The organism is Streptomyces sp. NPDC039480 (assembly GCF_055597165.1).
In genome coordinates, this window is the sequence record NZ_JBVITX010000013.1 from 1 (window position 1) to 24,842 (window position 24,842).

Sequence of the window (24,842 nt, forward strand, 5' to 3'; positions counted from 1 at the left end):
TGCCACCCCCACACGAAAAGGGGGGGGGGGCCAAAAAAAACCCCCAAAGAGCACGACCCCCCCCCATCGGGGTGGGTGGGTTAACACACCCCCCCCCCCACGCCACTTCCCTGGAGCGCACCGTGACCGGTGAGGTTCTGCACTGGCTACAAGCCCTACTCGGCAGCGACACCCCGCCCGAAGAACTGGCCAGCCGCTACGAACGGCTCGGCACCGCCCGGGCCATCGCCCACGAAGTCCTACAAGAGCGCATCGCACAGATCCTCACCGACCCGCTCTAGGTCACCGTCAACGGCATCGCCACCATCGACAACTCCTCCAACCTCACAGCCCTCGAACGGCGCCTGGCCCAACTCGATACCGCGACCGCGCCCGACGAGCCCCCTGCCGCAGGCTCGGCCACGGTCTCCGTGATCACCTTGCATGCCCGGACCCGACGGTAGGACCATCATCCCGCCACTGTCAGTGGCGGCACGCATACTGCGCGCATGAAACCGAGCGCGCGCGGATACCTGCCCAGTATCGCCCGGGAAGCTGCCCTCGCAATCTTCGGAGGAAGCTGCTCTTACTGCTCTTGGGGCGGCGCTGAAGCCATAGATCACGTGATCCCAGTGAGCGAGGGCGGGCGAGACGACGTCAGCAACGTCGTTCCGGCATGCCGTAGTTGCAACAGCGCATCCCCCTCACGCACCGCCCTTCGCGTCCTTGCCCTGGAAGAAGCCGGGGGTCGTGCCGGCGCCCGCCGCCTTGTCGTCCCGTACGCCTCACCCGGCGAAGACCAGGCTTCAGCATCTACGTCTCCTGACGACGAAGCCGGGCTCCAGACGCCACGCCGACAGCAACCGCACCGAGAAACACCCCTGAGGACATCCCTTGAACACCACTGTCGCCTTGTGACCCCACCGCGCCGTCGGTGCGGATCGAGTCTGACGCAGTGAGAATTCACCGCGGAAGTGCGCCGGGGGGCGTACGCCCGTGGTGTCTTACGCGTCTGGTGCGCCGCTGACAATTTTCCCCTGCGCCCATACCGTCCAGGTGTGTCTCCATGGCGCCGAGGTCGCGATCGCCGTCGTGTAGCACCCTGCGCCGGGGAAGCGGCCAAGGTGATCTGACGGGGCTCAGAGTCTGTCGTGACGGGGGAGAGCGCATGTCTGTCGACGAGTACCTCAACAAGACCGAGGCCGAGCTGTATGCGCTCCTGGGGGCGTCACTGCTGGGCGATACGGTCGGAGTGGGGCCGAGCGATCCCGACCTCCCGCGCCGGTTCGGCCGCGAATGGTTCCGCGGGCAGTTGGACACCGTGCGCAGCAGGGTCTGCGGGCATGAGCGGCTCAAGTCGGTGGCGGGCACAAGTCCCTCGGACCGAGTGATCGACGCCTATGCGCTGTACGAGATCCTCGGCGACTTCGCCGGGGACCCGACGAAGTCGGCGTTGGTGGCCGTCCTGGTCGCCCGGTTGGGGGTCGGCGCCTTGTGCTCCGGCCACACCCCGCTGCCATGACCGCCGGATCGATGGCTGAGGGCGCCGGACGCCTCTTTTTTCCGGTGGCCACGGAGAGCTATGACGCCTACCTGCGCAAGAACATGGCCGACATAGGCGCTCTGAGCGGCGACCAGAAGTGGCGACTGCCGTATCCCGAACTCTTCGGCGCGTCCCTGGATGAGGTACTCCAAGCTGCTGCCGCGGAACTGACGACCGCCCTCACCGAGATGGGGCGGGGAGAACGGATGTCACGGCTCGTGGTGGTGGCCACCAGCAGCCAGTCTGTCTCTGCTCACTATGCCCCGCAGGTGGATGAATCCGGCCTGGTGGTGCTCTCGGATTCACTGGCTGCTCTGTGCACCTCCTACTGTCAACATGTCAGCAGCGGACTCTCACCGATCTTCGACAAACCCTCGATACTGAAGGCGCTATTCCATTTCGTTGTCGCTCAGCTCAAGGGCTCGCCGGTCGGTGACCCGGCACGTCTGGCGGCGAAGCTGCGTTACCACCATGTCAACCGCCGGGCCAATGGTGTCGCCACCACTGTGATCACGCAGCAGGACCGACGCGATGAGGACGGTTCCTCACATCAAAGCGCGTCCGACCTGTTCCTGCTGATGGCGATCCGGTTTCTCCTCGGCCATGAAATGGCCCACCACGCACTGGCCCATCAGGCCGAATGCTCCCAGTCTCCGGAACAGGAGTCCGAGGCCGACCTCTTGGCCCTCCAGGCCGTGAACCGCGTGACCGCACAGGAGATGAAGAAGTACGCGTCCGATATTCGCTTCGTGCGCCGGCAATGGCTGGAGGACGCCGGTGAGTTCTACGGTCTTGTGAGCGCCGTGATCGGGATGCTGGCCGTGCAGTCATTGGAGGAAGCCTTGATGGTCAGGCGGGGGAGAACGCACCGCCCCGCGCGTGAGCGTGCCGCTGGCCTGATCGAGCTATCCCTGAGCGACACCCGGATCCGTGAGCACGAGCGGGCCGTGGGCCACCGCGACGCGAGTTTCCGCAAGCGGATCGATTCGGAACGCCACGGATTGGAACTTCTGACACGCAGCCTGGCGGAGGCGACGGACAAGGCGGCGGACTTCCGTGCGAGCCCGGAAGGGTTCGACTGGACCGGCCTGCATGTTGCACAGCTCGTCGCGCCGAACGAGAGTCACTTGCGCAAGGTGGCACGACTCGATGGGCTGCTGTGCCAGTCCGACGAGTCGCTTGCCGCCATGCTGGCCCCCACCCCACTGCACGACGGTGCCCTCCACTCGCTGGCCGGGGATACCCGCCGGGCGCTGCGGGCCTGGAAAGTGCCTGAGGCCACGATCCGGACCGCGCATGATGAGGCCACCGCTCTGGCCTTCTTCACCCTCGTCGACTTCATTCGGGCTGCCGCAAAGACATACGGCCTTTCGAAAGACGATCTCCATCAACTCCCGGTCGTCGGGGCCACCCTGGTGGCGCGGAGATTGGCATCCGGGCGGTCCTGACCGGTCGCGTCCCGGGGTACAGGGCCTAGGTCTTCCATGGCACCGTCACCGCAGCATCGGTCCGGTTATGGCTCCGCCAGTGATCCGCCGAGAGTGCCTAACCGCGGAACACGCACATGAGTTGTGAGACCGTGCCGTTCTTGTCCCGGCCTGCGATCAGGCCGGGGCCCTGGGGGCTGGTGTGGCCCGTGGCGGACACCGCAACAGCTCAAGGACGCGACGGAGAAGATGAACAAGGGCGCCCTGTTCTCTGGCGAGCAGTTCGTACCAGCAGGCCGGGGGTCTCCAGGTCGGGTCGACAGCGGTCGGTCCGCCGGCCGAGGGCTTGGCCGTGCCAGCTCCGGACTGCGTGACGACGATGCGAGTGCGGGTGACCTCGGCTCCCAGTTCCGGTCCGCTGGTCGTGCCCTTGGCGCTGTCCTTGGCGGGCGGTTTGGCGCCCTCTCCCGGGTCCGTTCCCCAGGCGAAGGCGGCCGAGGGGGTCAGCAGCGTGACCAGCAGGGACGCTGCGGTGAGCGTCACCGCGCGAGGGGGCGGCTTCCTCACTTGCAGGCTCCGCGCTCCGTCTGGGCCATCGTGGTCTTCCAGACGCCTTCCTTGGTCTTGTGCAACTTGGTGCGGTAGAGCACGAGGGCATCGTCGGCGGGGGTGGCGGTGACCTTGCCGGTCTTGGTGTCCTTGGCCGATCCCTTGCCCTCGTCCACGCAGTAGAAGAGCGTGCCGGAACCGTCCGGGCTGATGCGAGGCTGCGGCTGGAAGACCCGGCCCCTGCCGATCAGTACCAGGTTTTTGTCCGTGAATCCCTTGATCCACTCGGTGCCGGTGCGCAGCGCGTCGCTCTCGCTGTAGAAGGTGAAGGCGTCGTCCCGCGGATCCTTGTTGATGATCGCGGCGTAGGAGGCACGGAGTCGCTCCTTGCCGTCGTCCAAGATAGTCTGCAGCTTCGGATCGCTGTTCGTCCAACCGTCGAAGGAGACTTGGAAGGACTTGGGCAGCGTGATCTCCGGCCGCTTGCCCCCGTCTGGCTTCGCCGACGGGTCTGCGGACGTCGAGGCGCCCTTGTCTTGCTCGGCGCTCTTGATCTTGTCAGATGCGTCATCGTCACTGCCGCCCGAACTGCAACCGCTCAGCAGCAGCGCGGTACTTGCGGTGATGGCGACCGCAACGGACAGAAAACGGCGATTCACTCTGACTCCAGATGGGACGACGGCGCCTCCGGGGCAGCTAGCGTTACCCCAGGCAAATCCTTTTATGTGCATGATCTACTCAGGCCTGCAGGGCGACGAGTTGGCTGGGATCGCTCTCCAGCGCAGCCGAGGCGACCCTGGCAAGGGAAGCGAGCAGTAATCTCGTTGAGGTGGTCGCATCCCTCTATGCCTCCGTATGCAGATCCCGCCCAGCTGCACCAGGCCTATCGCAGCTGCGTGAGGTGTCGCTGGGGGTGTCTACCGATCCAACCATCACCGGCGGCACCGTTCAGGCCGCCGCCACGGGGTACACGTCGTCTTAATGCAGCCCGGCTGCGGGCGATCAGCACGAACGGTTCGGCGATCGGCATGGAGTCCAACGCCGTCTATCCGTAGATCTATTGGGCGTCCGTCGACGGTTCGAACCGGGCCTACATCAACGTCAGCGGCTCCAGCCCTTCGGACGCGAACATCGGCATCAACTCCGGGACGTTCACCGACGCGGACGACAGCGGCGTCTACCGGTGGCGGACCTTCTTCGGCAACGTCTTCTTCACTGCGGAGCGCATCACCGCCAGGGGAGCCAAACCGGTCGGCGGGCGCCTCTTCCTCAGCAAGAACTCCGTACAACTGGGGTCCAGGGAGGACGGAGGCAGCCTGTCGCTACGGTCGGGCGCCGCCACCCTGTCCGCGGCATCGAACCGGGCGGCGGGCGTGCTGCGGTCGGACAACGTCTCCATGGGCACGGCGACCATCAACCCGGTGGCGAACAAGCCCACCTCCATCACCTTGAGCGGCGGGAACATCAAGGGGAAGAACTTCCGGGCGTTCGTCACCCCCGTCACCTCCGTACCCGGCAAAACCGTCGTCGGAGTCGGGGTCACGGCTGTCTCCTCGAGCGGCCTGCCCATCTGGGTCCACCGCACCAACACCACGCCAACCCTCGTGCACTGGGTGATCATCGGAGAGGACTGAACCACCCATGGACGACCCGACCCCGGTCACCATGACCGCCACCTGCCGCACACCGGAATGCCCCGTGGCAGGACGGCCGTTCACAGCGAGCTTCTACGCGAACGCGGAGCCGCCCACGTACCAGGGCATCTGCCGCGTAGCGGGTAGTCGCCTCGGGGTGCACGGTTCGAGCCCACAGCGGTTTGCCCACGATGATCCGTTCGGCACCGGCAAGCGGGTCTCCTTCATGGAAGCGCTACCGACCGGCTTCCAGGACGACATCGGCGTAGACCTTCGCGAGCACAGTGCAGTCGCCGTTATGACCGACGGTGTAGCCGCGGGTCTCGGGGCGGCCCGCGTGTTGCTCGTCGGTACCCGTCATCCCTGGTGCATGGCGATCTTCAGTGCCTCGACAGCGAGGGCTTCCGCATCGTCTTCGGTCGGGAGTCCGTCTCCGTCGCCGGCCCGGAGCAACTTGTCGATCGCAGGCGCTTCGGAGAAGATCCAGCCGCCTTCGAAGTCGTCCCAGGGGCCGAAGCCGCTGACGTTGTCCTGGCTCCCGAACAGACAGACGTCGATTCGTTGGCCCGCCGGGCTATGCGTCTGGAGGTGCAGTAGTGCGCCTGGGTTCTTCGCGTAAACGCTCTCAAATTGAGCGAACGAGACCCTCCCGGTGGCCTGGATGAACGCGGCGGGCGGCGGCATGGCGAAGTCTTCGATCACCGCTTTGCCCAGTGCTTGCCCTACTCGCCGTGCCTCTTCCAGCCTGTTGCGGGTGAGGCGCTCCTGGCCCGCGAGGCCCGCCTGAAAGCCCCCGGCGCCGATGCCTACCGTCCAGCACGCTCGACCCGTCGACTCGACGCTGTCGTCTTCCGCGAGCCTCTGGATGGCGCGGTCTGACCAGTACAAAAAGCTACCGACCACCGGGCCCCCCTTCCACCATTGGGCCCCTGGACACCCACTCTGACGGATCAAGCGGTGTCCAGGCCGACAATCGGTGCGAGGCTGTCGCCGTTCCGACGATGGCGTCCCGCGCGCTGCGCCCCAAGATGCACGCTATAACAGCTCGGTTTTCACCAAATGGCGTCGCCGGGCCCGGTGTTCGGCTTACCCTCAACTCGTGCGTACGCACAGTTCCTCCTTCCTCATCTCACCTCCCGGGCAACCGGGCTCGGGACGACTCACAGGAGGTTCTGGATGCGTAGGTTCAAGGAGTGGCTTCGGCGACTCGGTCACCGGGACTTGGTGCTGATCGTCGTCGGTGCATTCGCATCCGCGTTCGCGTCCGCGGCGGCAACCTTGATCGTTGAGGCCATGTCGTAGAAGCCGACCCCGATGTTTCACCCATCGGGGTCGGCGGCTCTGCGGCCGCTCCCACAGGGCCCCTGTCCTGCACCGACCTGGTGCGGGCGGGGGCACTCTGTTGCGTGAATGACGAGTGCGGGCTCGTTGGCGGTCAAGCTCGCTTCGACATCCCATCTGTAAGACAGAAGGAGATGTCTAAGTTCTCATCTCTTGGCGGATGCTCCCGAGCCTAGTGGATTGGAGTAACCCGCGTCTTGGACTCCGACTAAGCAATCACCACTGACAATCTATTGAATGCCACATCATCCATTTAGCTCTGCTAAGGAGTATCTTTCAAAAGATTTAGGTACCTTTAAATGTTATTCGCTACGTTTGAGCAGCAAGCGAACAAGCAGGAGCAGGTCAGAGCGGCTATGGCCTTCACACACGTACGATCACGGTAGGGCTCGGGGCTGCTCAGGAGTGATCGCGGTGTCCGTGCCTCCCGGCGCCGAGCCGACGCTCTGGGAGCTGCACCGTGCCGTCTCGCAGCTTCGATAGCACCTTCGTGGCGACCTCGCACGGCTGGCAGCCCGCCTTGATCACGTCGTGACCGAGGACGTGTACCGGGCGGATCAGTGCGGTGTGGAGCAGCGGATCGCACATCTCGAGACGGGTTTTGGCGCTTTGCGAGCTGAGGTGGATCAGAGCCTGGAGCGCACGGAGCAGCAGCGCCGTGAGGATCAGGCGCAGGCGATGGCGACGCGTCGGCTGGTGTTCAGCTCGTTCGTCTCGCCGGTGCCTTTGATGTCCCTCCAGCTGTGGCTGGCCTCGCGAGGTACCGCCTCGTAGCAGGCCTGGGGCCAGGGGTTGTAGTTGGGGCGCGGGGAGAACAGTGAGCGCCGATCGTGGCGACACCTATCAGCGCCGACCGTCTCGTTGCCGCGCTGCGCGCCGAAGGCGTGCACGTGGTGGAGCAACCGGGGTGGAGAACCCACAACAGGAATCATAAGGGGCCGTTCGGTCCGGTGAACGGTGTGGTGATCCACCACACCGTGCCCTCGGGTACCAGCAATACGGTCAGCATCGTTGAGCGCGGTTACGCGGGTCTGCCGGGTCCGCTGTGTCACGGCATGATCGCCAAGGACGGCACCGTGTACCTGATCGATCACGGCCGCACGAACCACGCCGGCCGCGGTGATGGTGACGTGCTACGGGCCGTCATCGCCGAGCGCGGGCTTCCAGCTGCGAACGGACACCGACGGCAACACGCATTTCTACGGCTTCGAGTGCGAGAACCGCGGTGATGGCACGGACCCGTGGCCGAAGGCGCAGCTTGAGGCGATCGAGCGGGCGGCGGCGCTGTGCCGCGCGCATGGTCGGAGCGCGGCGAGCGTGATCGGCCACAAGGAGTGGCAGCCCGGCAAGGTCGATCCCAAGGGTTTCACCGTGCGTTGGCTGCGCGAGCGCGTGGCTGCCCGGCTGAAGTCAAAGCCGTCCAGTGGAGGTTCAGGCAGTGGTTCGGCGGGGGGCGACGGCGGGTTCGTCGACCCACGTGGTCAAGAGCGGCGACACGCTGTCTGGGATCGGCAAAAAGCTCGGCGTCCGTTGGGAAGTTCTCGCCCAGGCCAACAAGGTCAAGAAGCCGTTCGTGATCAAGGCGGGGCAGAAGCTCACCGTTCCGGGGAAGTCGTGCGCCGGCTCCAATTCCGCTCCTCCGTTTCCGGAGGGTCTTGCTCCGGGCCGCTCGGCACCGTCTGCGCAGGGTCTCCAGAAGGCGCTGAAGGACGCTGGCTGGCTTGACCGGTCGGTGCCGTTGGCCGACGCGTACGGGCCGCAGACGCAGAAGGCCGTCGCCGCCTTCAACCTCACGCACAACCTTTTCACCGCAGGTCACCCCGCTGATCCGGCGATCGGCCGCCGGGGCTGGAGTTTCCTGCACGAACTCGCCTACGGGGAGTAGAACCTTGACCGACTTCATTCACGCGCACAGCACCCGCCTTTACACCATCGCCGCAGCAGCACTGGCTCTCGTCGCCTACTTCGTGGACGGTCTGCCGACGGGACTGATCCTCGCCCTGGTCGCCGCGATCCTCGGTACCGGTGAGGCCGTCCAGCGGGTGGAGGATGGCAAGACGGTCAAGGCTCTTCACCAGGAACCGCCCGCGCTTCCTTAACCGGGTGGCAAAGACGCAGCACGCCGCCTTACCGGATTCCACCAACCACGGAAGAGGTTTGCTGCATCGACGGCACTAGAATCTGGCGGCAGCGTCGCATTGCCTTTCAAGTCGGTGACATGCGCAGGAAGGCCCGAATAGAGTCGACTTCATTCCACGTAGGCCACATACCGAAAACAAAACTTGAGGGATCTGTTCCGCTGGTGACACCAGGAGGCATTTGGCGCCTGACCCACGCCCAGGGACCTCGCCTCCTGTATATCCGATGGGCAACACTCACGAAACCCTCCTCACCCCGGAATGGCACCGATGCGCTGGCAGCGTCTGAAGCCATTTAGTTGAGTCCAAGGGCTGGAGTCGGGTGAGCGTGCGGAAGCCGCGTTACGTTCCGCGACGGCGATCAGTGGCTCACTGCTAAGGCTCATCCTTCATCCTCCGCAGTCTGCCGGAATAGTGGAGTGGAGTAAAACCCCCAAGTAGGTCACGCAGACACGAGAGGGGCCTCCATCACGAAAATGATGGAGGCCCCTCTCGTCAGACGTAAAGAGTCACACCTAGAGGCATCGGAATGCGCCCCCTTACCTACTTTCTAATCCTATGCAAGTACAGGGTTAGAAAGGTGGGACGGTCCGACCTGTCAGTCCAAGAGTCCGATATCTTCAGGAAGGCTCCGAAGAACTTCTCGGCGCTCCTCCGTGGTGGCTTCATTCTCCATTTGTCGGATGATAGACGTCAGCTCTTCCCGCTCCGGCCTAGACAGAGCAGAGAGCGTCGTCGAAGCGTCCTCAACGAAAGCCGTCGAGGCTTCCAGGGACACGGACTCTTCGTCTGACAGCTCCAGCGACAAGAGCAGGTCGATCAGTGCGCGAGCGACGGTCATGTTCACGGCTCTACGATCCTCGCCTTGATGTTCACTATGTTTTGTTGCCCTAGCATTCTAGTGGCTCGCCGGTAGGCACGCTGGTCAGCAACCTCCCAGATGGCGGTGCGCCCGTTCTGGGCGAGGGCCATAGATTGTCGGGCAGCAGCTAGCTTCGACTTCTGAGTAGTAGCAACCCCCAGTTTGCGGTCAATCAACTGACCGTTGCTCATACCGTCGAACCGGACTGCTGCTGGAGTTCCATCAGCCTTAACGTAGTCAAGTGCAGGAACCAGCCGCTTCCCCGTAGCAAGTTCACTTCGGGCTCCAGCGGTTCCAGCCTCATACGCATCTGCAGCGGCTGACCTAGTTGTCCCCTCAGGGGTCCACCGCACCTTTCCGAGCTTCGCACCAGTTGATGCCGCCTTGTTGAGGAGTTGCCGCTCCATCTGGCGCCCAAAAGCGAAGAATACGCTGCCTGCCCACGTGGCCCCTGCGGATGACGAAGCCGAACCGGCAACCTCACAAGCAGACTCATCGTGGTGGACGGTGCAGTTGTAATAGTCATCGAGAACGGCCAACTCTTTGTATCCGCGCGCTGCTCGTTCACGGAATCCGGAGTCACATCCTGAACTTACGGAGAAGCCGCAGAGATTGGCGTTTGTGATCTTCGGGGCCTTCAGGCCGTAGTCGAGCGCCTGAGAGCACGAGGCGTCGCATGTGTTGATTGCCCTGGTTCCCGCGTACTGGTCGTAGTAGCCGTAGTGCGAGGTTTCCCAGGGGTATTTCTGTTCCCAAGTCTGTCCCGTGGAGAAGTCCGGGGAGGCATGGGATTCCTTGAACTGCTGCTCGCCGCCGCACTCCGAACCTCGGCATGTGATGGAGTCTGAAAGCCCTGTGGGGTCGGAGTTGGTGATCGGGTTGTTGCTCGAGTACGCGTATCCGTTGAGCGTGTGGGGCTCTTGGGCTTCCAGGAGCGGGTCTACGGAGATGAAGCGCCCCGTTGCCGGGTCGTACTCACGTGCGCCCAGGTGGGTTAGTCCTGTGGCCTCGGTGTCATCGGTTCCGCCTACGAACCCCTTGGTGCCCGGCCATGATTTGGGAGCTTCACCGCGAGGCGCGCCGAAGGGCAGTTGCCTGCGCTCAGTGAGGGATAGGTCTGATGCGTTGATGGCTAGTTGGCCGGTTCCTTGATGGTCACCGATGACGAAGGCGAAAGAGCCGTTGTCGGTACGGACGGCGTTCTGTCCGCCACCGAGGTCGAAATAGCGAGTCGCCTTGGTCTTGTCGGCGCCCTTGGTGAGGGTGATCTCGCTGTGGCCGAGGTAGAGGGTCGTTTCGGTACTGGTGCGGCCGATGAGGCGGTTACCGTCGGCGTCGTACAGGTATTCGGTGCTCTTGTCGCCTTCGGTGACCTTGGCGAGGTGGCCTTCTGCGTCCCAGTCCAGCTGTTGGCCTGGGCGACTGATGGTGTTGCCCGCGGCGTCGTAGCCGTAGTCCTCCGTTTTGGTTCCGGCTGGGCCGGTAGTGGTGACGGACGAGAGGGTGTGGGGCTGGGGCTTGTTCGGGCCGGGGTAGGCGTAGGTGCGCTTGATGTCCTTGTTGGCGCCACCAGCGGGATCGTGCTGGGTCTCTGTGCTGCGGTTGCTGGCCTCGTCGTAGGTGTAGGAGTGCCAGTACGGGTCTGGGCTACCGATTTTGTCGGCTGCGGGCATATCCGTGCAGGTGGCAGTGGACTGCGTCCACGCTTCCGTCAGACGAGCCAAGTAGTCGTAGGCAAAGCACTGGTTGTCGGTACCGGTGCGAGAGATATCCGCCATCGACAGGACGTTGCCGGCCTCGTCATAGCCGTAGGTAACGGCTCGGTCCACACCCGCTTGGCCCTCACGATCCACGCGGGTGGTGGCCAGTCGCTGAGTGCCCTTTTCATATGTGTTGGTGACCTGAGACTTCTTGACACCATCGGTCAAGCCCATGGTGTACGTCAGGGGTTTGCCGGTGAAGCTGTAGCTGACGCTGCTGGACATGCCCTGGCCATAGACAGAGGTCGGACGCAGCGTCTGGTCCTCGTACCCGTAATTGACCGACCCGCCGGGCAGGGCCCCGGCGGCCGAGTAGCTGGTGGCGCCGACCAGGCCGGAGGGCTTGTACTGCGTGCCGGATTGGTAGGTGCCCTGCAGCTTGCCTTCGCTAGCGGGGATGATGACAGCCGTCTTCGTCGGCCGGTAGAGCTGATCGTAGTCGGTGACCTTGGAGGTGTAGGCCTCGCCGTCCACATAGCGGGTGGACTCGGCGAGTTGGCCCTTGGCACCGGTGACCGTGTCGTAGACCCACTTAGCGCGCAGAGGTCCGTTGGGGGAATCCTCGTGCAGTTCTGTCTTGCGGCCGAGGTTGTCGTAGACGTATGCGAGCGCCGGGGTGTCGGTGCGGGAGCCCTTGGTAGAGGTCAGCTGCCCGCGGTCATCGAAGTGGCTGGTGCTGGTGCCCTTGTCTGGGTCGGTGGCCTCGATCTGGCGTCCGAGCTGGTCGTAAGTGTAGCTCCAGCTGCTCCCAGCCGGAGAGGTGACCTTCTCCAGTTCGCCCCGGGGCGTGTACTTGTAGGTGGTGGTGTCGTATGCGGCATCCGCGCTGCGCGTGTGAAGTTGGCGCAGTTCGGTGGTGTTGCCCCGGGCATCGCTGAGGGTCGTGGTCGCGGTGTCACCGGTAGGCGGGATGACGGTGACTCGGTCTCCGCCGTAAATCGTTTTGGTGGTGTTGAGGACTTTGCCGCCATCGCCGTTGCCGGCTATCTGCTTGATCTCGGTGGGCCGGTTCTGTCCGTCGTAGGCGGTGATGGTCTGTGAGTCGACGGCGAGTGCGTCAGCAGGCTTGAACAGGCCGGTGCCAGGCTTGACTGTGGCGTAGTAGGGGGCGAAGGTCCGCTCTGCCAGCCCGCGCTCGTCGTAGAAGGTGTCGGTGAGTAGCGTTCCACCGTCAGGGCCCGGGTTCTGGGTCTGCCGCGGGCGTAGGAGGCCGTCGTACAGCGTGTAGGACGTGACCTGTCCGCCGTTGTTGTCCAGGGTCTTGGTCGCCACGGCGACCGGCTTGTTCTCGGCGTAGGTATAGGTGAATTCGTAGTTGGGTGTCTGGCTCGTGTCCCTGGCGGTCCAGATTTTGCTGGAGCGCCCGAGTGCGTCGTAGGCGAACTCGGTGGTGTTGCCGTTGGTATCGGTGTGCTTGACAGCCTGCCCACGCAGATCGAGATTCTTGGTGGTCGTCTGTGCCGTTGAGGTGTCGAGCAGCTTCGCGGGCGGCGTAGTGACCTTGGTTTGCGTGGGTAGGCCGGTAGTCGGCGTGTAGGTGGTGGTGGTGGTGCGGCCGTCGCTTCGCTTGGCGCGTACTGGTTCTGCGCCACCGTCCACGGTGACGTCGGCGGCCAGATCGGTGCTGGTGAGAACGCGGCCATAGCTGTCGAAGCTGGCACCTGTCTCAAGGTAGGTAGCCTTGGTTCCGGTGTGCTTCTTGAGGGTGGCCGTAGCGGTCACATCGCCCTTGGTCGGCGCCTGCCCGTAGCCCTTGCCGTCGTAGGCAGTACGGACGTCGGAGATCACGTCCTTGGATCTTTCCGGCGCAGTGTCGCAAGCCTTGGCGACGGTTTCGACCCTGGAGGGGAGATTGAGGATGTTGTCCGCGTCGTTCGTCGCGTAGGTGGTGCGGGTGCACTGGTTGTCTGCGGATGTGGAGTTGTCGCCGAAGTCGTTGGCTTCGGTGACCCGGCCTGCGACGGTGTCGTGCTGAGTGGCTGTGGAGGTGATGCGCCAGTTGGTACCGCCGCCGTTGTCGGTGGAGGTCCAGTTCTTGGTGCTGGAAGTTCCGGTGAGGTTGGCTGTAACAGTGCCCCAGTCCCGGACCTTCTTGGCCGTTTCGTGATGCCAGGGGCGGCTGACGGCCTTGCTCAGGATCTTGCCGCCGGGTTTGTCGTAGGAGGCGGTCTTGTACTGCATGCCGGCCACGGACTCGTGGTCGGTGATCGGGTCGCCCTCCCCTTCCCCCAGGGAGATAGAGGCGGACTTAGTTCCGCCGTCCTTGTTCTTGCGGTCGCCATCCATGCCGCGCAGGAAGTAGGAGTCCTGCTGTGTCTTCATGGCAGTGGCGCCGCCCTGGCCGCCAGTCTGAACGCGTACGTGGCCGTAGCCCCGCCACTGTGACCACGTCTTGTTCTTCTTCTTGGTCAGGCCGTCGTCGTCATCGAAGTGCCACGCGGCATCGCCGAGGTACTCGTAACGGGTGAACTGGTCGGGGGCTCCGCCGGTGCGGTCCTTGGAAACGACGGAGGTGACAACGTACTTGTTGAACCAGTGCTGCTCTGGGTCGCTCTCGCTGTCGCCGCCTATGAACTGGGGGAAGCAGCGGGTGGTGTTGGTCTCCGGGGTGGGTAGGTTGTCCCAACTGCAGGAGGGAGTCGAGTAGTCGACGGTGACCTGTCCTCCGGACTCGTCCGCTACTCCGGAAAGACGGGACTTGATGAAGGGTGCGTAACCGTCGCCAGTCTTGTCGAGGCGGTTTTCCAGCTGGGTGTAGTCGAAGGTCGTCTTCGGCAGGGTGATCGCCGGGGTGGCAGACTCGCCGGTGTGCTGGATGCTGTCCAGCAGAAGCTGGTAGTCGGTGTCCGCCATGCCCCACCGATGGTTCAGCTTCCATGAATCAAGCTTGCTGTACGTGCCATCGCCCTTGAGTACCTGGGTGGTGACCTCGGTCAGTTGCTTGCGGGTCCAGAAGGACGGGGACAGACGGCCGTTGTCGCACTTCGTCCCGGCCTTGCAATTCAGGTCCCAGGGAGTGTCGTACCAGTAGAACGCCTTATCACCGATGGTGTCCGCCGCGCAGGTCACTCCGCTTTGTGGCAGGCACCGCTCTGCGTTGTCGAAGACGACCTGTCCCTGTGGCTTGTCCGCGTACATATCAGAGGACTTCAGTCCGTAGTCGATGCGCTTGAGGTAGCCGCCGCGAGTGTAGGAGGTGTCGTCCTCGGCCTTGAGGTTACGTCCGTAGGAGTTGGTCTCCTTGGTGTAGTGGTAGCCCATCGCGTTGCCGTGTGGGTCCACCGCATAGTCGACGTTCCACCGCCAGGCCTGTTGGCACCAGGAATCGGCGAACGAGTCCTTGTGGCAGTCCTCGCCTGTGTCGTTGCCGTAGACAGGCACGTTCCAGGTGGAGTTGGTGGTGTCCTTGCCCTCGGCCCAGCCGGGGAGCCGGTTGTAGCCGAAGTAGTACTTCGTGCCGTTCGGGCTGGTCAGGCGCCAGTACTCGCCGTCGTTGTCGCCGTTGCCGCGGTTGGCGGACTTCCGCCGGACGATGCGGGTGCCGTCGTCCTGCTTGAGCTTGAACTCTTCGGTCGTCTCGTCCTTGTCGGGATTGCCGGGCACATGGACGAGTTCGCCGCCCTTTCCGTTGAAGCTGATGAAGGCGTTGTCGTAGTCCCAGCAGAGATCACCGGGCTTGTTCCCGTCGGTGTTCTTCACCTCGTCGTCCGCGCACGACTTGTAGCGCCGCTCGATGAATCCTGGAGACAGGTCGAATCCGTCACCGACCCAGGAGCCCTGGTTGTTCGACCCTCCAGTACGGCCATCAATCGAGCCCGATGAATACGACAGGGCCACGCTCGGCTTCAACCCGCCGGGTACGGCCGGTACGTTCATGTCGTAAGACCAGCTGAAGTCGCCGGTGTTGAGGTTTGTGCTCCATGCGGCGGACGGGGAGAGCGGGCTCGCCTTGTAATCGCCCTTGTCGCCACCGGCCGACGAGGTGGCGGCCAGGACCGTCGGTCCACTTGCGGCGAGACTCACCGACTTGGCACTCAGCGAGTGCTTGGCTGTGTCGTTGGCCGCAGCAACAGGAGTGCCGGTACGGCAGGCCGCCTTGGCGGGGGTGGTCAAAGCGCAGGAGGGCAACTTGATCAGCCGGATCCGCGAGGCGTACGCGCCGCCGTAGGCCTGTGCGAAGCCGTCGTAGTGGACTGTGACTCGCAGCTTCAGCTTCGAACCGGTGGTGGCTTTGGCCTGGTCCTTCGAAGCCGCTCCAGCCTTGGACTTGGCCAACGTGGATACCTCAGGCTTCAGGGTGAACAGCATGCCCTTCACCCCTGCGCGAGCCGCCTGCTTGCGGCCCATAACGCGGGTCTCTACCCGTTCCAACACGTCTTGCGCGGCGGGCCGGTCCTTGCTATGGCCGCTCGCGGCACGGCCGATCCTGATTGGGGGTCCCTTGGGGGAAACAAGAGACTTACCGTCGTCGGCATCGACTGCCGGGAGATCCACCGTCGACGCCGAGGGCTTGGGCCACTCGCTCTTCGGCGCCTTTACAGGTACGCGTGGCCCCTTGGGAACGGAGCGGGGTTTTACCTTGCCGCTGTGGGTGCCCGCCACCGGCTTTTCCGACTTGGGCAAGCCTGGCAGCCCACTGCCGGCTGCGGCTGCTTGAGTTGTCGTCACCTGCAGCAGGCTTCCGACGAGCACCGCGGACAATGCGAGCGAGGTTTTACGGAGCAGTCTAACTCCGCGCGAATGCGCTGGTATGGGTTGCATCTGTGATGAGTCCATCGCTGCCGGGCACCGCAACCTCTTGGGGGTGCGGCGCGGAACGTGAGAGAGGGTGAACAGCAGAGGTCGGTGTGTGCTCGGCCGCGCGGCCGAGCACACACCTGGTGCCGGATCAGCTCCCGGCGGGTACGTCAGTGGGGATGTCGAACCAGGACCCGGCCAGTTCGCTGACCTGACTGTCGTTGAGTGCACCCTGGAAGGCCCATACGTCGTCGACGGTGCCGGCGAAGTAGGTTCCGCTGGCATCGCCCTTGGCCTTGCCTACCTGCAGGGACATCGGCGCTTTGAAGGTGAGTACGTTGTCGGCCCACGCGATGAGGTCCTGGCAGGCCACATCGTCAGCGTCGCCGTTACCGTCCGCATCCCCGCAGGCGACCTCCTGCAGCACGCCGTTGACGTAGAGGCGGGCTTCCTTGGCGAAGCCGTCGTAGACCACCGCCAGGTGGTTCCACTCGCGTGCGTCGTAGAACTCGGTGTTGCTCACCCGAGTGACGGGCGCATCAGCACTGTCCTTGGCCGGCATCGTGAGCTCCCAACGACCGAGGCCCTCGGGGTCCTTGGAGTCCGGCTGGAAACGCACCGTGAAGGCATCATTCTTGAGGCCCGCGCCGCTGACCAAGGCGACGCCATGAGCCGGAATTGCCGCAGCTTGGGCCCAGGCGGTAACGGTGAAGCTGGCGCTCGTATCGACTGGCATCAGCGAGGTACCGGCATAGGCGTCCGTGCCATTCAGCTGCAGCCCGCTGTTGTCGATCATTCCCGTGCCAAGCTGCGCGCCGCCATGAAGACTCATTGGCCGCTTCACTGCGGAGGAGTCCGGCGTGGTGGTCCCGCTGCTATTGATCCCTTCGAAGTTCCAGCGGCCCTTGACCAGCGGGCGCTGCTTGAACATCTGCTGGACCTCTTCGGCCGACACCGGCCGGTCCAGAAGACGCACGTCGTCGATGCTGCCCGGGAAGTGGTTCTTGACCTGGCCGCTGTAGCTGCCGGCGCCCAGATACATGGACTGATCGGCGTAGAACGCACCAGCCAGCGGTACCGACCCGGCCTTGGACCCGTTGACGTACAGGGTCAAGGTGTTGGCGTCGGTGTCGTGTACACCCACCAACTGCGCCCACTCGCCCACATAGGCGCTGGCATCGTCGTCCTGCATGGCGCGGATCGGGGTCGCGTCGGCGGCGTCGGCGGAGTACTGGTTGACGGCCCACCGGTTGTAGGTGGAGGAGTAGTACAGCTCGAAGCCGGGACGCTCCTTGCCCGCTTGCGCCGCGATGATCGCTGCGCCGTCGGGCTTCTTGTCGAGCTTGGCCCAGGCGGAGACCGTGAAACTGCGGGATGTGTTCAGGTGTGGTCCGCTGGTCTGGCCGATCCTGGCGTAGCCGTCGGTGCCGTTGAACGTGGCGGCCCTGCCCGCGATGCCGGGGACGCCGGTGGTGACACCGCCGTGGTAGGCCGCGGGCAGCACCCCACCGTGTCCGGTGATCTCAGTGGCGTCCGCTGGCTCGTCCAGGTCGAAGACCGCAAGCGCGGGGCGGCCCGGATCTCCGACGGTCTGCTTCGCATGCAGCTTGTCGACCTCGTCCTGGGCCAGCGGCTTGTCGAACAGTTGCACTATGTCGACTGCTCCCGGGAAGAACGCCGCAGCGTTGCCACTGTAGGAGGCGGCGCCGATCTGCAGGCCGCGGCGAGCCTCCCATGGACTGTCGTAAGCGGTTCGGCCAACCAGCTTGCCGTCCACGAACAACTCCAGGACATCACGCGTCGAATCGTAAGAGCCGATCAGGTGTGTCCACTTGTCCGCGGCCACGCCACCGGGCTTGTCCGCCATGGCCCGGGCGATACCAGCGTCAGCGGTATCGGACTTGTACTGGTTGAATGCCCATCGGTCGTAGGTCTTGGAGTAGTAGAGCTCGAATCCCGGACTGTGATTGCCAGGCTGGGTGGCGATGACCGCCGCTTCCTCGGGCAGCTTTGACAGCTTCACCCACGCGGAGACCGCGAAGCCTCGGCTGGTGTCTACCACAGGAATGTCCGTGGAGGCGTAACCGTCCGTACCGTTGAACGATATGGCGCTGTCCTGAACACCGGCCACGCCCGGGGTGGCTCCGCCGTGTAGCTCCGCGGTGCGCGCCGGCGTCGAGCCCTTGGCCTCCTTCGCGTCCGCCGGCTCGTCCAGCTGCCAAGTGGCCCGCTCCGGCTGGCCCGCCTTGACTCGGTACTGATAGGTGCGGATCTCACTGCCGTTGCCCGCGCTGTCGAAGGCCTGGGCCGTGATGAAGTTGAGCCCCGGCTTGGCCGGCAACACCTTTGCAGCCTTCGCCGCGCCGCCTGATGTGGTGATCTTGTGCTTTGCACTGGGATCGCTGTTGATGCCGTACCAGTAGGTGGTCACATCACTGTCGGTGGCGTCCAGGTCGAAAGACCCGTACTTGCCCACGCCGTCATACCACGGGTCCTTGGGGTCTTCCGGCTCGGAAGCCGGGTACTCGCCGGAGGCGACCGCGGGTGCCTTGGGGACCTTGGTGTCGTAAACGAAGTAGCACGCGGTGGGGTTTCCCGCGTACGACCACGGCGAGTACTGCGCCCCGTCATATACGCGCGCGTACCAATTGACCTGCTTGTTGACGGGGATCGTCGACGGCAGACGGATGGCGAAGCTCGAGCCAGAGGGGTCCGCCGACGTGCGGTCCGGCTTCCAACTTCCCCCGTCCCACTTGGCCTGGAACTGCACCGACACGTCGTCGCGGTCCGGGTCCTTCACATCGTTGATATAGATCTTCCCCAGCGTGCGCACGCGCGCTGCGTTCCCGGAACTCTTGCAGGTGCCGCCGTACTCCATTTTCAGCTGCGAGCTCCGGAGCTGAGCGGGCGCACGGTTGTACTTCACCCGCAGAAATGCCTTGTCGGAGAACCGCTTCCAGCCGTACGCATCTGACTCACTGGCGGCCTGCAGACCGAACGTCATCGTCGGGTCCCTGCTGTCAGCCGCGTCCTGTACTGCTGACTGGACTGAGAACTCGGCGTCCTTGGCGGCGCAGCCCGAGTAGCCGTGGGCGAACGATTCCGACTTGAGCTTCTTGATCCAGAACCCCGGGGTGTTCTGGGAGTTCCAAGTTGTGGAGGACGAGATGTCCTTGGTCTTCCACAGCTCCACGGTGCGGTCCGAACACGAGGCGGACCAGGTGTTGCGGACTACAAACTCGGCAGACAAGATCGACTTGCCTGCGTACTTCGAGACTGGAACGCGGTAGAAGAGCCGCTTGGTGTCATTGGGCATGCAGTAGTTCCAGTTGCAATAGCCCATGCCGGCGTCGCGGTCACCGTTGAACTTCCACTGCGGTGAGCTGTCCCAGTGCTTCGAAGCCATCGTCCATGCCGTCGCGCGCGGCGAATACCATTGGGGGTCGATGAACACCGGATACGTGGTGTCCTTGCCCTTCAGCACTTCCGCGTCCGGCGTCAGCACCAGCTCCTTGCCGCCCGCAGGGACCTCTACCCCGACAGGCGCAAGCTTGCCGGACTCTCCGGCTGCGGGCTCTTCCGCAGTCGGCGAGGTTTTCACGTCGGTGGCTGCACCTGCCCGGGTCCGCGTAGCTTCCATACTCGGCGTACTACCGGCCCCCGGGCTGGAGTCCCACATCATTGGCTTCGGCGCCTCAAAGACCGCGCCCTTGGCGCCCCGGTCGACTGCCTGGAGCATTCCCTCGGCGGTTTCTTTCACATCCATTCCGTCAGCCGCCAGCTTGAGCCGCAGCTCAGCCAGCTCCGAACTCTCAGCGGCCTTGGCGGTCTTGACGACCAGTAGCTGCGTGAACCCGTCCTCCTGCGCCCCCATCCGCAGGTCCACATCCGGAAGCACGTCAGGGTAGGTGGCGGTCGCACCCTCCAACCGCGGCGCCGGCAGCTTGCCGGGCCACGACAACGCCAGCTCACGGCCTGACTTCGTTATCCGCACCAGCGGCTCATCACCACCGCCTGAAAACTCAAGGCCTACCGTGGCAACTTTCGGCGCCACGACTCCCTCAGCAGACTTGACGAGCTCGGTGTCCACTGCCTTCCACTGCTCGCCCACCCGGGCCCGGACTGGGCGCAGGTACTCCCGCGCCTCAAGGTTTCCGTCGGCCGTGGCGTAGGTGTCGCTGCTTTCACTGCGCAGCGAGGTCACCTCGACTGGTTTGCCCGTGCGCTTGGCCGCTGCCAACGCTGCCTCGGCACTCGCCTCTTCGTCAGGGGAACCTTCGTGCTCAGCCTTCACCACTGGGGGTGTGGCCGGCGAGTCGGCCGTCGCGGTCGCCGCCGGGGCGAGGCCCGTCACGATGGCCACACTTACCAGACTTGCCAAAGCCCCAGCACTTCCGCGCGAACACACGCGCCTCCACATATCCCACCCCGACCTGTCACAAAGATGAAAGTTCCCTTAACGAGGGAACCAAGCCAGGACTGTATGTAGTCGCCAAGTAAAGAACCCAGTAGGCCATTCAGGGCGCATGCCACAAAAGGCTTGTCGCACTTGTGACTTCGGTCACGGTTGTGCTCGAGAGTGCATCGGCTTCATAACATCAATGGTGGCGGCGACCCCCAACAGGGCTTCACATCCGGAAGGTTCTCCTCCCGTACGACCCGGTCCCGTCGTCAACCACGAACCGAACCCATCGAATCCTCAGTCGCTAGCACTGTTCTGCTCTCCTGAATGTGTCGTCATAGAGAGGAGGCAGATGTGACGGAGCCGCTGTTGTGTGGCCGGCAGGAGGTCGGGCGGGTGTACCGCATCAAGCCCGAAGTGGTCAGTAATACGTGGATCCACCGGGGCGTCCTCTCCTACGAGGACGCCGTGATCGTTTCCGGTAAGCCGGTCTGACCCGGGGCAAGCACCCAACCGCTGCCCCGCCTGCGGGACACCCGACCCCCTCCACGCCAACCACAAGGAAGAACAGCAGCAGTAACACCCCACGTACCACGGCATACCGCCCCAACCTAGGCAAGAACTGGTACGCCGTATGGGCCGTGACCTACTACGAGGCAGCCGAAGACGGCCTCGGCCCCCCTCACCGGACGGACCTCAAAGCAGACCCACGCACGTCGAACCGAACCATCGGCCACCAGGCCTGGCTGTACATCAACCGCGAACGGCCAGATGTACCCCAAGTCGACCTGCACAGCGCCCACATCCAACTCCAGGGCTACGCCGCCGGCCCACCCGACAAGACCGGCACCCTGCCCCGCCTCCACGGCAAACGCCGCACAGCATGCGGCTCACCCGACATTGAGTTCGCCCACCAACCACAACTGCCGGCCTACGGCACACAGCAAACGCAAGGCGAGGCCACGCTGTGCTCCTCCCACTGCGAGGGCTGCTCACGCTGGAAGCCGCGTCGCCCCGCACCCGAGCACCACTCGTGTACTTGGTGGCCCCCGGCTCCGCAAGGTCCATCCTGCCGAGGAAAGAAGTGAGGGTCGGCGGGACCCGCAGGGCCATCTAGCGGCGTTGGAGCCACCACACACCACCAGCAACCACTGCGCCACCCGCAGCCGTAGCAGTCCCACGGATCACCGCAAACAGCGCGGTGTTCACAAGCCGCCGAACCATCGACTTCGTCCGCACGATTCCTGCCCTCCCTCTAACCGCCCCGGACCAACCGAGTGCGGCTTCGAGCATCACGGCGGACCTACGTGCGCTGGACGCCTAGAGGCCAGTTCTGAACATCTCCGGATGCCATCCTCTGCCTTCAGCTGAGATGCCATGCTGTTGGACAGCCTTGGACAGTCATGGACGGAGGGCGAGCGTGGGGAGACCAGGGGTGTTCCGCAAACCGGAGCTGGCCAGTCATGAGCATCGCGAATTCAACGACGCGCTCCACCAACTGCATCTCCTAGCTGGACTACCCAGCCTCACGGTGATGGCCCGTGAGCTCCACCAAGCGGGAATGTCAAAGAGTTCGATTCACGACGCCTTCAGCAGTACTCGCCTGCCACAATGGCAACTCGTGGACGCTCTCATCGAGATCCTTTCGTCCAGAGCTCCCGCTGTCACAGCTGAGAAGCAGCTGGAGGCCATACATCCACTCTGGATGCGCGCAGCTATCTCCGAACAACTCCGAGCCGCACCAGTAACGCCAATCGAAAGAGACCCTTCGAGCCGCACCATCCTGCTGTGGGGCATCGAGCGGTACGCCGGCCACGACGACGTTGAGCAGCAATATCTGCGTCGCATTCTCTCTAACATCGCCGACCGCGTACTGACTTCCGCTGGAATCGACGGAACCCAGCGGCAACGCGCCGACCGCGGAGACTCAATCATGGAGCTGGTCGCCGCCGAAGCCTCGCTAGTCGAGCTGCTTCGCGCTCTGCTCACCGAAGCCCCAGTGCATCTGCGCGCGGTAAACCGAATGGCGTCGAGCTCGGCACAGATCAGGTTGCGGACAGTACTCTCATCGGGAGACGTGGCGGTCGACGGACTTGGCGGTTGGGTCGGCTCCGGCCGCAATGACGCCTTCCGCCTGCTGGACGCCGAGTTCCTACGGGCTGCTCTGCGCGAAAGCGACCGCGACTTCGCTCTATGCGTCTCGGACTCCGTGTACCAGGGGACCGTACGGCACCGGCACCCCGGCATACCGCCCGAGGGCTTCCACCAGGTCACCTTCCCCAAGAACGGGCAGTCGACAGCTTGGCTAGCCGACCCCACCTAGCTCTGGCACCGAGCGCGACCGCGAACCGTATGCGGTGCTCTCCCGAATCGTTAGCCGCCGATCACCTGCGGCATTAGAACAGCCTCTCCCACACACTGGTCGTTCCCTCTCTTGTGGGGACGCCAGTGGGGACAAGGTGGGGACAGAAGGAGCCTGACAGCTAACGACGGGCGGGGATAGGCGAGGCATACGAGGCCTCGGCGACCGCATGGTCCTGTCGCGTGCCCCGCGCCGGAAGACCGACGTTCTCACTTCCGGAGCCCGGGACGAAAACGGGCCTCCCGGCGCCCGCCCGGCGCCCGGGAGGTGTTCGAGTCGAGGGTGCAGGTGTGCGTCCGTCGATACGAACGCCGTCGTGCGGGGCGCCGCGCCACAGGGGCTTCTGAGGTGCGGGAACAGGCACGTGGTGGGGGGTCTATGGCCGGAATGGAAGCTGGGCAAGGCGCGTGCGCGGTGACACTTTGAGGCCGCTTCGCGCACGACAGCGAGGAGATCCTGTCAGGGGGTATGGCCATGCGCATCAACTACTCGGACCGCGGTCCGTCGCCGCTCGAACCGGAGAAGCCAGGCGCCGCGGGTGACCGGGACTCGACCTTCGGCTGGTGGGGGGCCTTCAGCATCCAGAAGTTCGTCAACCAGTCGCCGCTCTACCACACGCACGCCGACGCCACCGGCTGGCTGGCGTACCTCCAGCAGTTCTACGACCGCAACTTCTGGTTCGCCGACGGCGGCGCGCAGGTGTGGGCGTACGAGGAGACGTACGACAACTGGCAGGACCGCTACGGGATGGACGCGGTCGTCGCCGTCTACCACTCGGGGCACGGCGGCATGGACGGCAACGGCGTCTTCTTCGCGCCCCTCGGCGCCGCCTGGGACGGCCGCAGCGACGCCGTCTCCAACCGGATGGCCCTCGGCAACGAGAAGGCGAACTACGTCTTCTGGTCGACCTGCGACTCGCTGAAAGTCACCGGGGGGCACTCGCCGATCCGTACGTGGGCCGGGCCCAACATCGGCTTCCGCATGATCTTCGGGTTCGAGACCGTCAGCATCGACAGCCCGGACTACGGCAAGAAGTTCTGGGAGAAGTGGCGGGCCGGACAGACGTACTGCGACGCCTGGCTCAACGCCAGCTGGGACATCTACCACGGCCAGGCGCCGTCGGTGTGCGCGGTCGGCGCCACCCAGGCCGAGGCCACCAACCGCCTCAACACCGAGCGGAACTTCTTCCGCGAGCACGTGCCGGACAACTGGTACGCGTGGCGCTGGTACTACGCCCGCGAAGGCGTCAGGGAGCCGCTCACCCAGCTCCCCGGGCAGCAGCAGATCGTCCAGCTGGCGCCCCGCGACCCGAGCGCCGAGCTCGGCAGGCTGGGACAGCTCACCGACTTCCCGTCGGCGGCGCTGCAAGAAGTGCAGGTCGATGAGCTCGGCGTGCTCAACGCGACCTCCGGCGACCGCATCATCTCCACAGGACCGGAGGGCGTCCGCTGGGTCAGGCTCGCCGAGCCCAACCGCCGCAACACCCAGCAGCTGCCCACCGAACGGGCGGTCGAGGCGGCCCGCACGGTCGCCGAGCGGTACGCCGAGGGCGCCGAGCTGGTCGTCGACAGCGTGCACGACCTCATGCAGAACTCCGGGACCAAGGACGGCTCCGAGATCGGGCGCCCGGTGACGCTGCAGACGCACGTGACGTTCCGGCAGGTCTTCGACGGCGTGCCCGTCATCACGCCGGGGCAGGGCCTGATCCGCGTCGGGCTCGACAACGACGGCACCGCCGTCCAGGCGGAGATCGCCACCCGCCGGACCACCGGCATCACACGCGAGCCGAGCACCGAGGTCTCGCCACCGCCGCCCAAGGGCGGCAAGGCCACGGCGGCGCCGCTGGAGCGCGACCCGCGCAAGGCGCTCGACGCGGCGCAGCGCAAGCTCCTCGCGGAGCTCGCGACGGTCACCGCCGACGACCCGGCACAGGCCGCGGCGGCGGCACGGGCGCCCCAGGTCAGCGACGTCCCCGGCACCTTCGAGGTCGGCTATGAGCTGGCGGGCAACGAGGCGTACCCCGCGGCCCGCAAGCTGATCGAGATCGGCTCGCAGGGCGGCATGTTCAAGACCCGCCGCTGGGTCGTCGCGCCGCTGGCGAGGTAACC

General features: G+C 64.7%; 18 protein-coding genes and 1 pseudogene. 12 read left to right on the forward strand and 7 right to left on the reverse strand.

Features of this window, described 5'->3' with window-relative positions:
• Positions 1 to 122 precede the first annotated feature (122 nt).
• From ACZ56E_RS33115 to ACZ56E_RS33130, 4 genes are all read left to right on the forward strand, one after another.
• On the forward strand, positions 123 to 281 hold the full coding sequence (locus tag ACZ56E_RS33115) for a hypothetical protein (protein ID WP_471219872.1): 159 nt from the start codon (positions 123 to 125) through the stop codon (positions 279 to 281).
• A gap of 207 nt (positions 282 to 488) precedes the next feature.
• Positions 489 to 938, forward strand: a complete 450-nt coding sequence (locus ACZ56E_RS33120) for an HNH endonuclease (RefSeq protein ID WP_471219874.1) — start codon at positions 489 to 491, stop codon at positions 936 to 938.
• A 209-nt stretch (positions 939 to 1,147) separates the two neighbouring features.
• On the forward strand, positions 1,148 to 1,501 hold the full coding sequence (locus ACZ56E_RS33125; RefSeq protein WP_471219876.1) for a hypothetical protein: 354 nt from the start codon (positions 1,148 to 1,150) through the stop codon (positions 1,499 to 1,501).
• Complete coding sequence (locus ACZ56E_RS33130) at positions 1,498 to 2,970, forward strand: hypothetical protein (protein WP_471219878.1); 1,473 nt, start codon at positions 1,498 to 1,500, stop codon at positions 2,968 to 2,970. The genes ACZ56E_RS33125 and ACZ56E_RS33130 overlap by 4 nt, the downstream gene beginning before the upstream one ends.
• A 156-nt stretch (positions 2,971 to 3,126) precedes the next feature.
• Here ACZ56E_RS33130 and ACZ56E_RS33135 read toward each other — a convergent pair whose 3' ends face one another.
• Positions 3,127 to 3,492 (reverse strand): hypothetical protein, encoded by a 366-nt coding sequence (locus ACZ56E_RS33135; protein ID WP_471219880.1) that lies wholly within the window; start codon positions 3,490 to 3,492, stop codon positions 3,127 to 3,129.
• A gap of 20 nt (positions 3,493 to 3,512) precedes the next feature.
• Positions 3,513 to 4,157, reverse strand: coding sequence for a hypothetical protein (locus tag ACZ56E_RS33140; protein WP_471219882.1), 645 nt, complete (start codon positions 4,155 to 4,157; stop codon positions 3,513 to 3,515).
• A 714-nt stretch (positions 4,158 to 4,871) separates the two neighbouring features.
• Between ACZ56E_RS33140 and ACZ56E_RS33145 the strand changes: the two genes are divergently transcribed.
• Positions 4,872 to 5,132 (forward strand): hypothetical protein, encoded by a 261-nt coding sequence (locus tag ACZ56E_RS33145; protein ID WP_471219884.1) that lies wholly within the window; start codon positions 4,872 to 4,874, stop codon positions 5,130 to 5,132.
• A 235-nt stretch (positions 5,133 to 5,367) separates the two neighbouring features.
• Here the strand turns inward: ACZ56E_RS33145 and ACZ56E_RS33150 are convergent, their stop codons facing one another.
• Both ACZ56E_RS33150 and ACZ56E_RS33155 read right to left on the reverse strand, forming a co-directional pair.
• Positions 5,368 to 5,493, reverse strand: a complete 126-nt coding sequence (locus ACZ56E_RS33150) for a hypothetical protein (protein WP_471219886.1) — start codon at positions 5,491 to 5,493, stop codon at positions 5,368 to 5,370.
• A complete protein-coding gene (locus ACZ56E_RS33155; RefSeq protein WP_471219888.1) occupies positions 5,490 to 6,035 on the reverse strand; it encodes a hypothetical protein in 546 nt (181 codons plus the stop codon). The genes ACZ56E_RS33150 and ACZ56E_RS33155 overlap by 4 nt, the downstream gene beginning before the upstream one ends.
• Before the next feature lie 969 nt (positions 6,036 to 7,004).
• On the opposite strand from ACZ56E_RS33155, the gene ACZ56E_RS33160 reads away from it, so the two are divergent.
• The 4 genes and pseudogenes from ACZ56E_RS33160 (at position 7,005) to ACZ56E_RS33175 (ending at position 8,572) form a co-directional block, all read left to right on the forward strand.
• Complete coding sequence (locus ACZ56E_RS33160; protein ID WP_471219890.1) at positions 7,005 to 7,247, forward strand: hypothetical protein; 243 nt, start codon at positions 7,005 to 7,007, stop codon at positions 7,245 to 7,247.
• A 56-nt stretch (positions 7,248 to 7,303) separates the two neighbouring features.
• Positions 7,304 to 7,892, forward strand: a pseudogene (locus tag ACZ56E_RS33165) (N-acetylmuramoyl-L-alanine amidase); the annotation flags it as partial.
• Between the two features lie 58 nt (positions 7,893 to 7,950).
• Positions 7,951 to 8,358, forward strand: coding sequence for a PGRP and LysM peptidoglycan-binding domain-containing protein (locus ACZ56E_RS33170; RefSeq protein WP_471220290.1), 408 nt, complete (start codon positions 7,951 to 7,953; stop codon positions 8,356 to 8,358).
• A 4-nt stretch (positions 8,359 to 8,362) separates the two neighbouring features.
• Positions 8,363 to 8,572 (forward strand): hypothetical protein, encoded by a 210-nt coding sequence (locus tag ACZ56E_RS33175; RefSeq protein ID WP_471219892.1) that lies wholly within the window; start codon positions 8,363 to 8,365, stop codon positions 8,570 to 8,572.
• Between the two features lie 637 nt (positions 8,573 to 9,209).
• On the opposite strand, the gene ACZ56E_RS33180 is transcribed toward ACZ56E_RS33175, so the two are convergent.
• The 3 genes from ACZ56E_RS33180 to ACZ56E_RS33190 all read right to left on the reverse strand — a co-directional run bounded on the left by ACZ56E_RS33180 (position 9,210) and on the right by ACZ56E_RS33190 (position 20,390).
• A complete protein-coding gene (locus ACZ56E_RS33180; protein ID WP_471219894.1) occupies positions 9,210 to 9,458 on the reverse strand; it encodes a hypothetical protein in 249 nt (82 codons plus the stop codon).
• Positions 9,455 to 15,925, reverse strand: coding sequence for an RHS repeat-associated core domain-containing protein (locus ACZ56E_RS33185; protein WP_471220269.1), 6,471 nt, complete (start codon positions 15,923 to 15,925; stop codon positions 9,455 to 9,457). Before ACZ56E_RS33185 ends, ACZ56E_RS33180 begins: the two co-directional genes overlap by 4 nt.
• A gap of 196 nt (positions 15,926 to 16,121) precedes the next feature.
• Positions 16,122 to 20,390: a LamG domain-containing protein gene (locus ACZ56E_RS33190; RefSeq protein WP_471219895.1), complete on the reverse strand. Its 4,269-nt coding sequence runs from the start codon at positions 20,388 to 20,390 to the stop codon at positions 16,122 to 16,124.
• Between the two features lie 336 nt (positions 20,391 to 20,726).
• Here ACZ56E_RS33190 and ACZ56E_RS33195 point away from each other — a divergent pair, with 336 nt between their 5' ends.
• The 3 genes from ACZ56E_RS33195 to ACZ56E_RS33205 all read left to right on the forward strand — a co-directional run bounded on the left by ACZ56E_RS33195 (position 20,727) and on the right by ACZ56E_RS33205 (position 24,840).
• Complete coding sequence (locus ACZ56E_RS33195; protein WP_471219896.1) at positions 20,727 to 20,867, forward strand: hypothetical protein; 141 nt, start codon at positions 20,727 to 20,729, stop codon at positions 20,865 to 20,867.
• A gap of 940 nt (positions 20,868 to 21,807) precedes the next feature.
• Positions 21,808 to 22,695 carry a hypothetical protein gene (locus ACZ56E_RS33200; RefSeq protein WP_471219898.1) on the forward strand — a complete coding sequence of 296 codons (888 nt, stop codon included), beginning with the start codon at positions 21,808 to 21,810 and terminating at the stop codon, positions 22,693 to 22,695.
• A gap of 513 nt (positions 22,696 to 23,208) precedes the next feature.
• Positions 23,209 to 24,840 carry a DUF6345 domain-containing protein gene (locus tag ACZ56E_RS33205; RefSeq protein WP_471219900.1) on the forward strand — a complete coding sequence of 544 codons (1,632 nt, stop codon included), beginning with the start codon at positions 23,209 to 23,211 and terminating at the stop codon, positions 24,838 to 24,840.
• Positions 24,841 to 24,842: the final 2 nt, after the last annotated feature.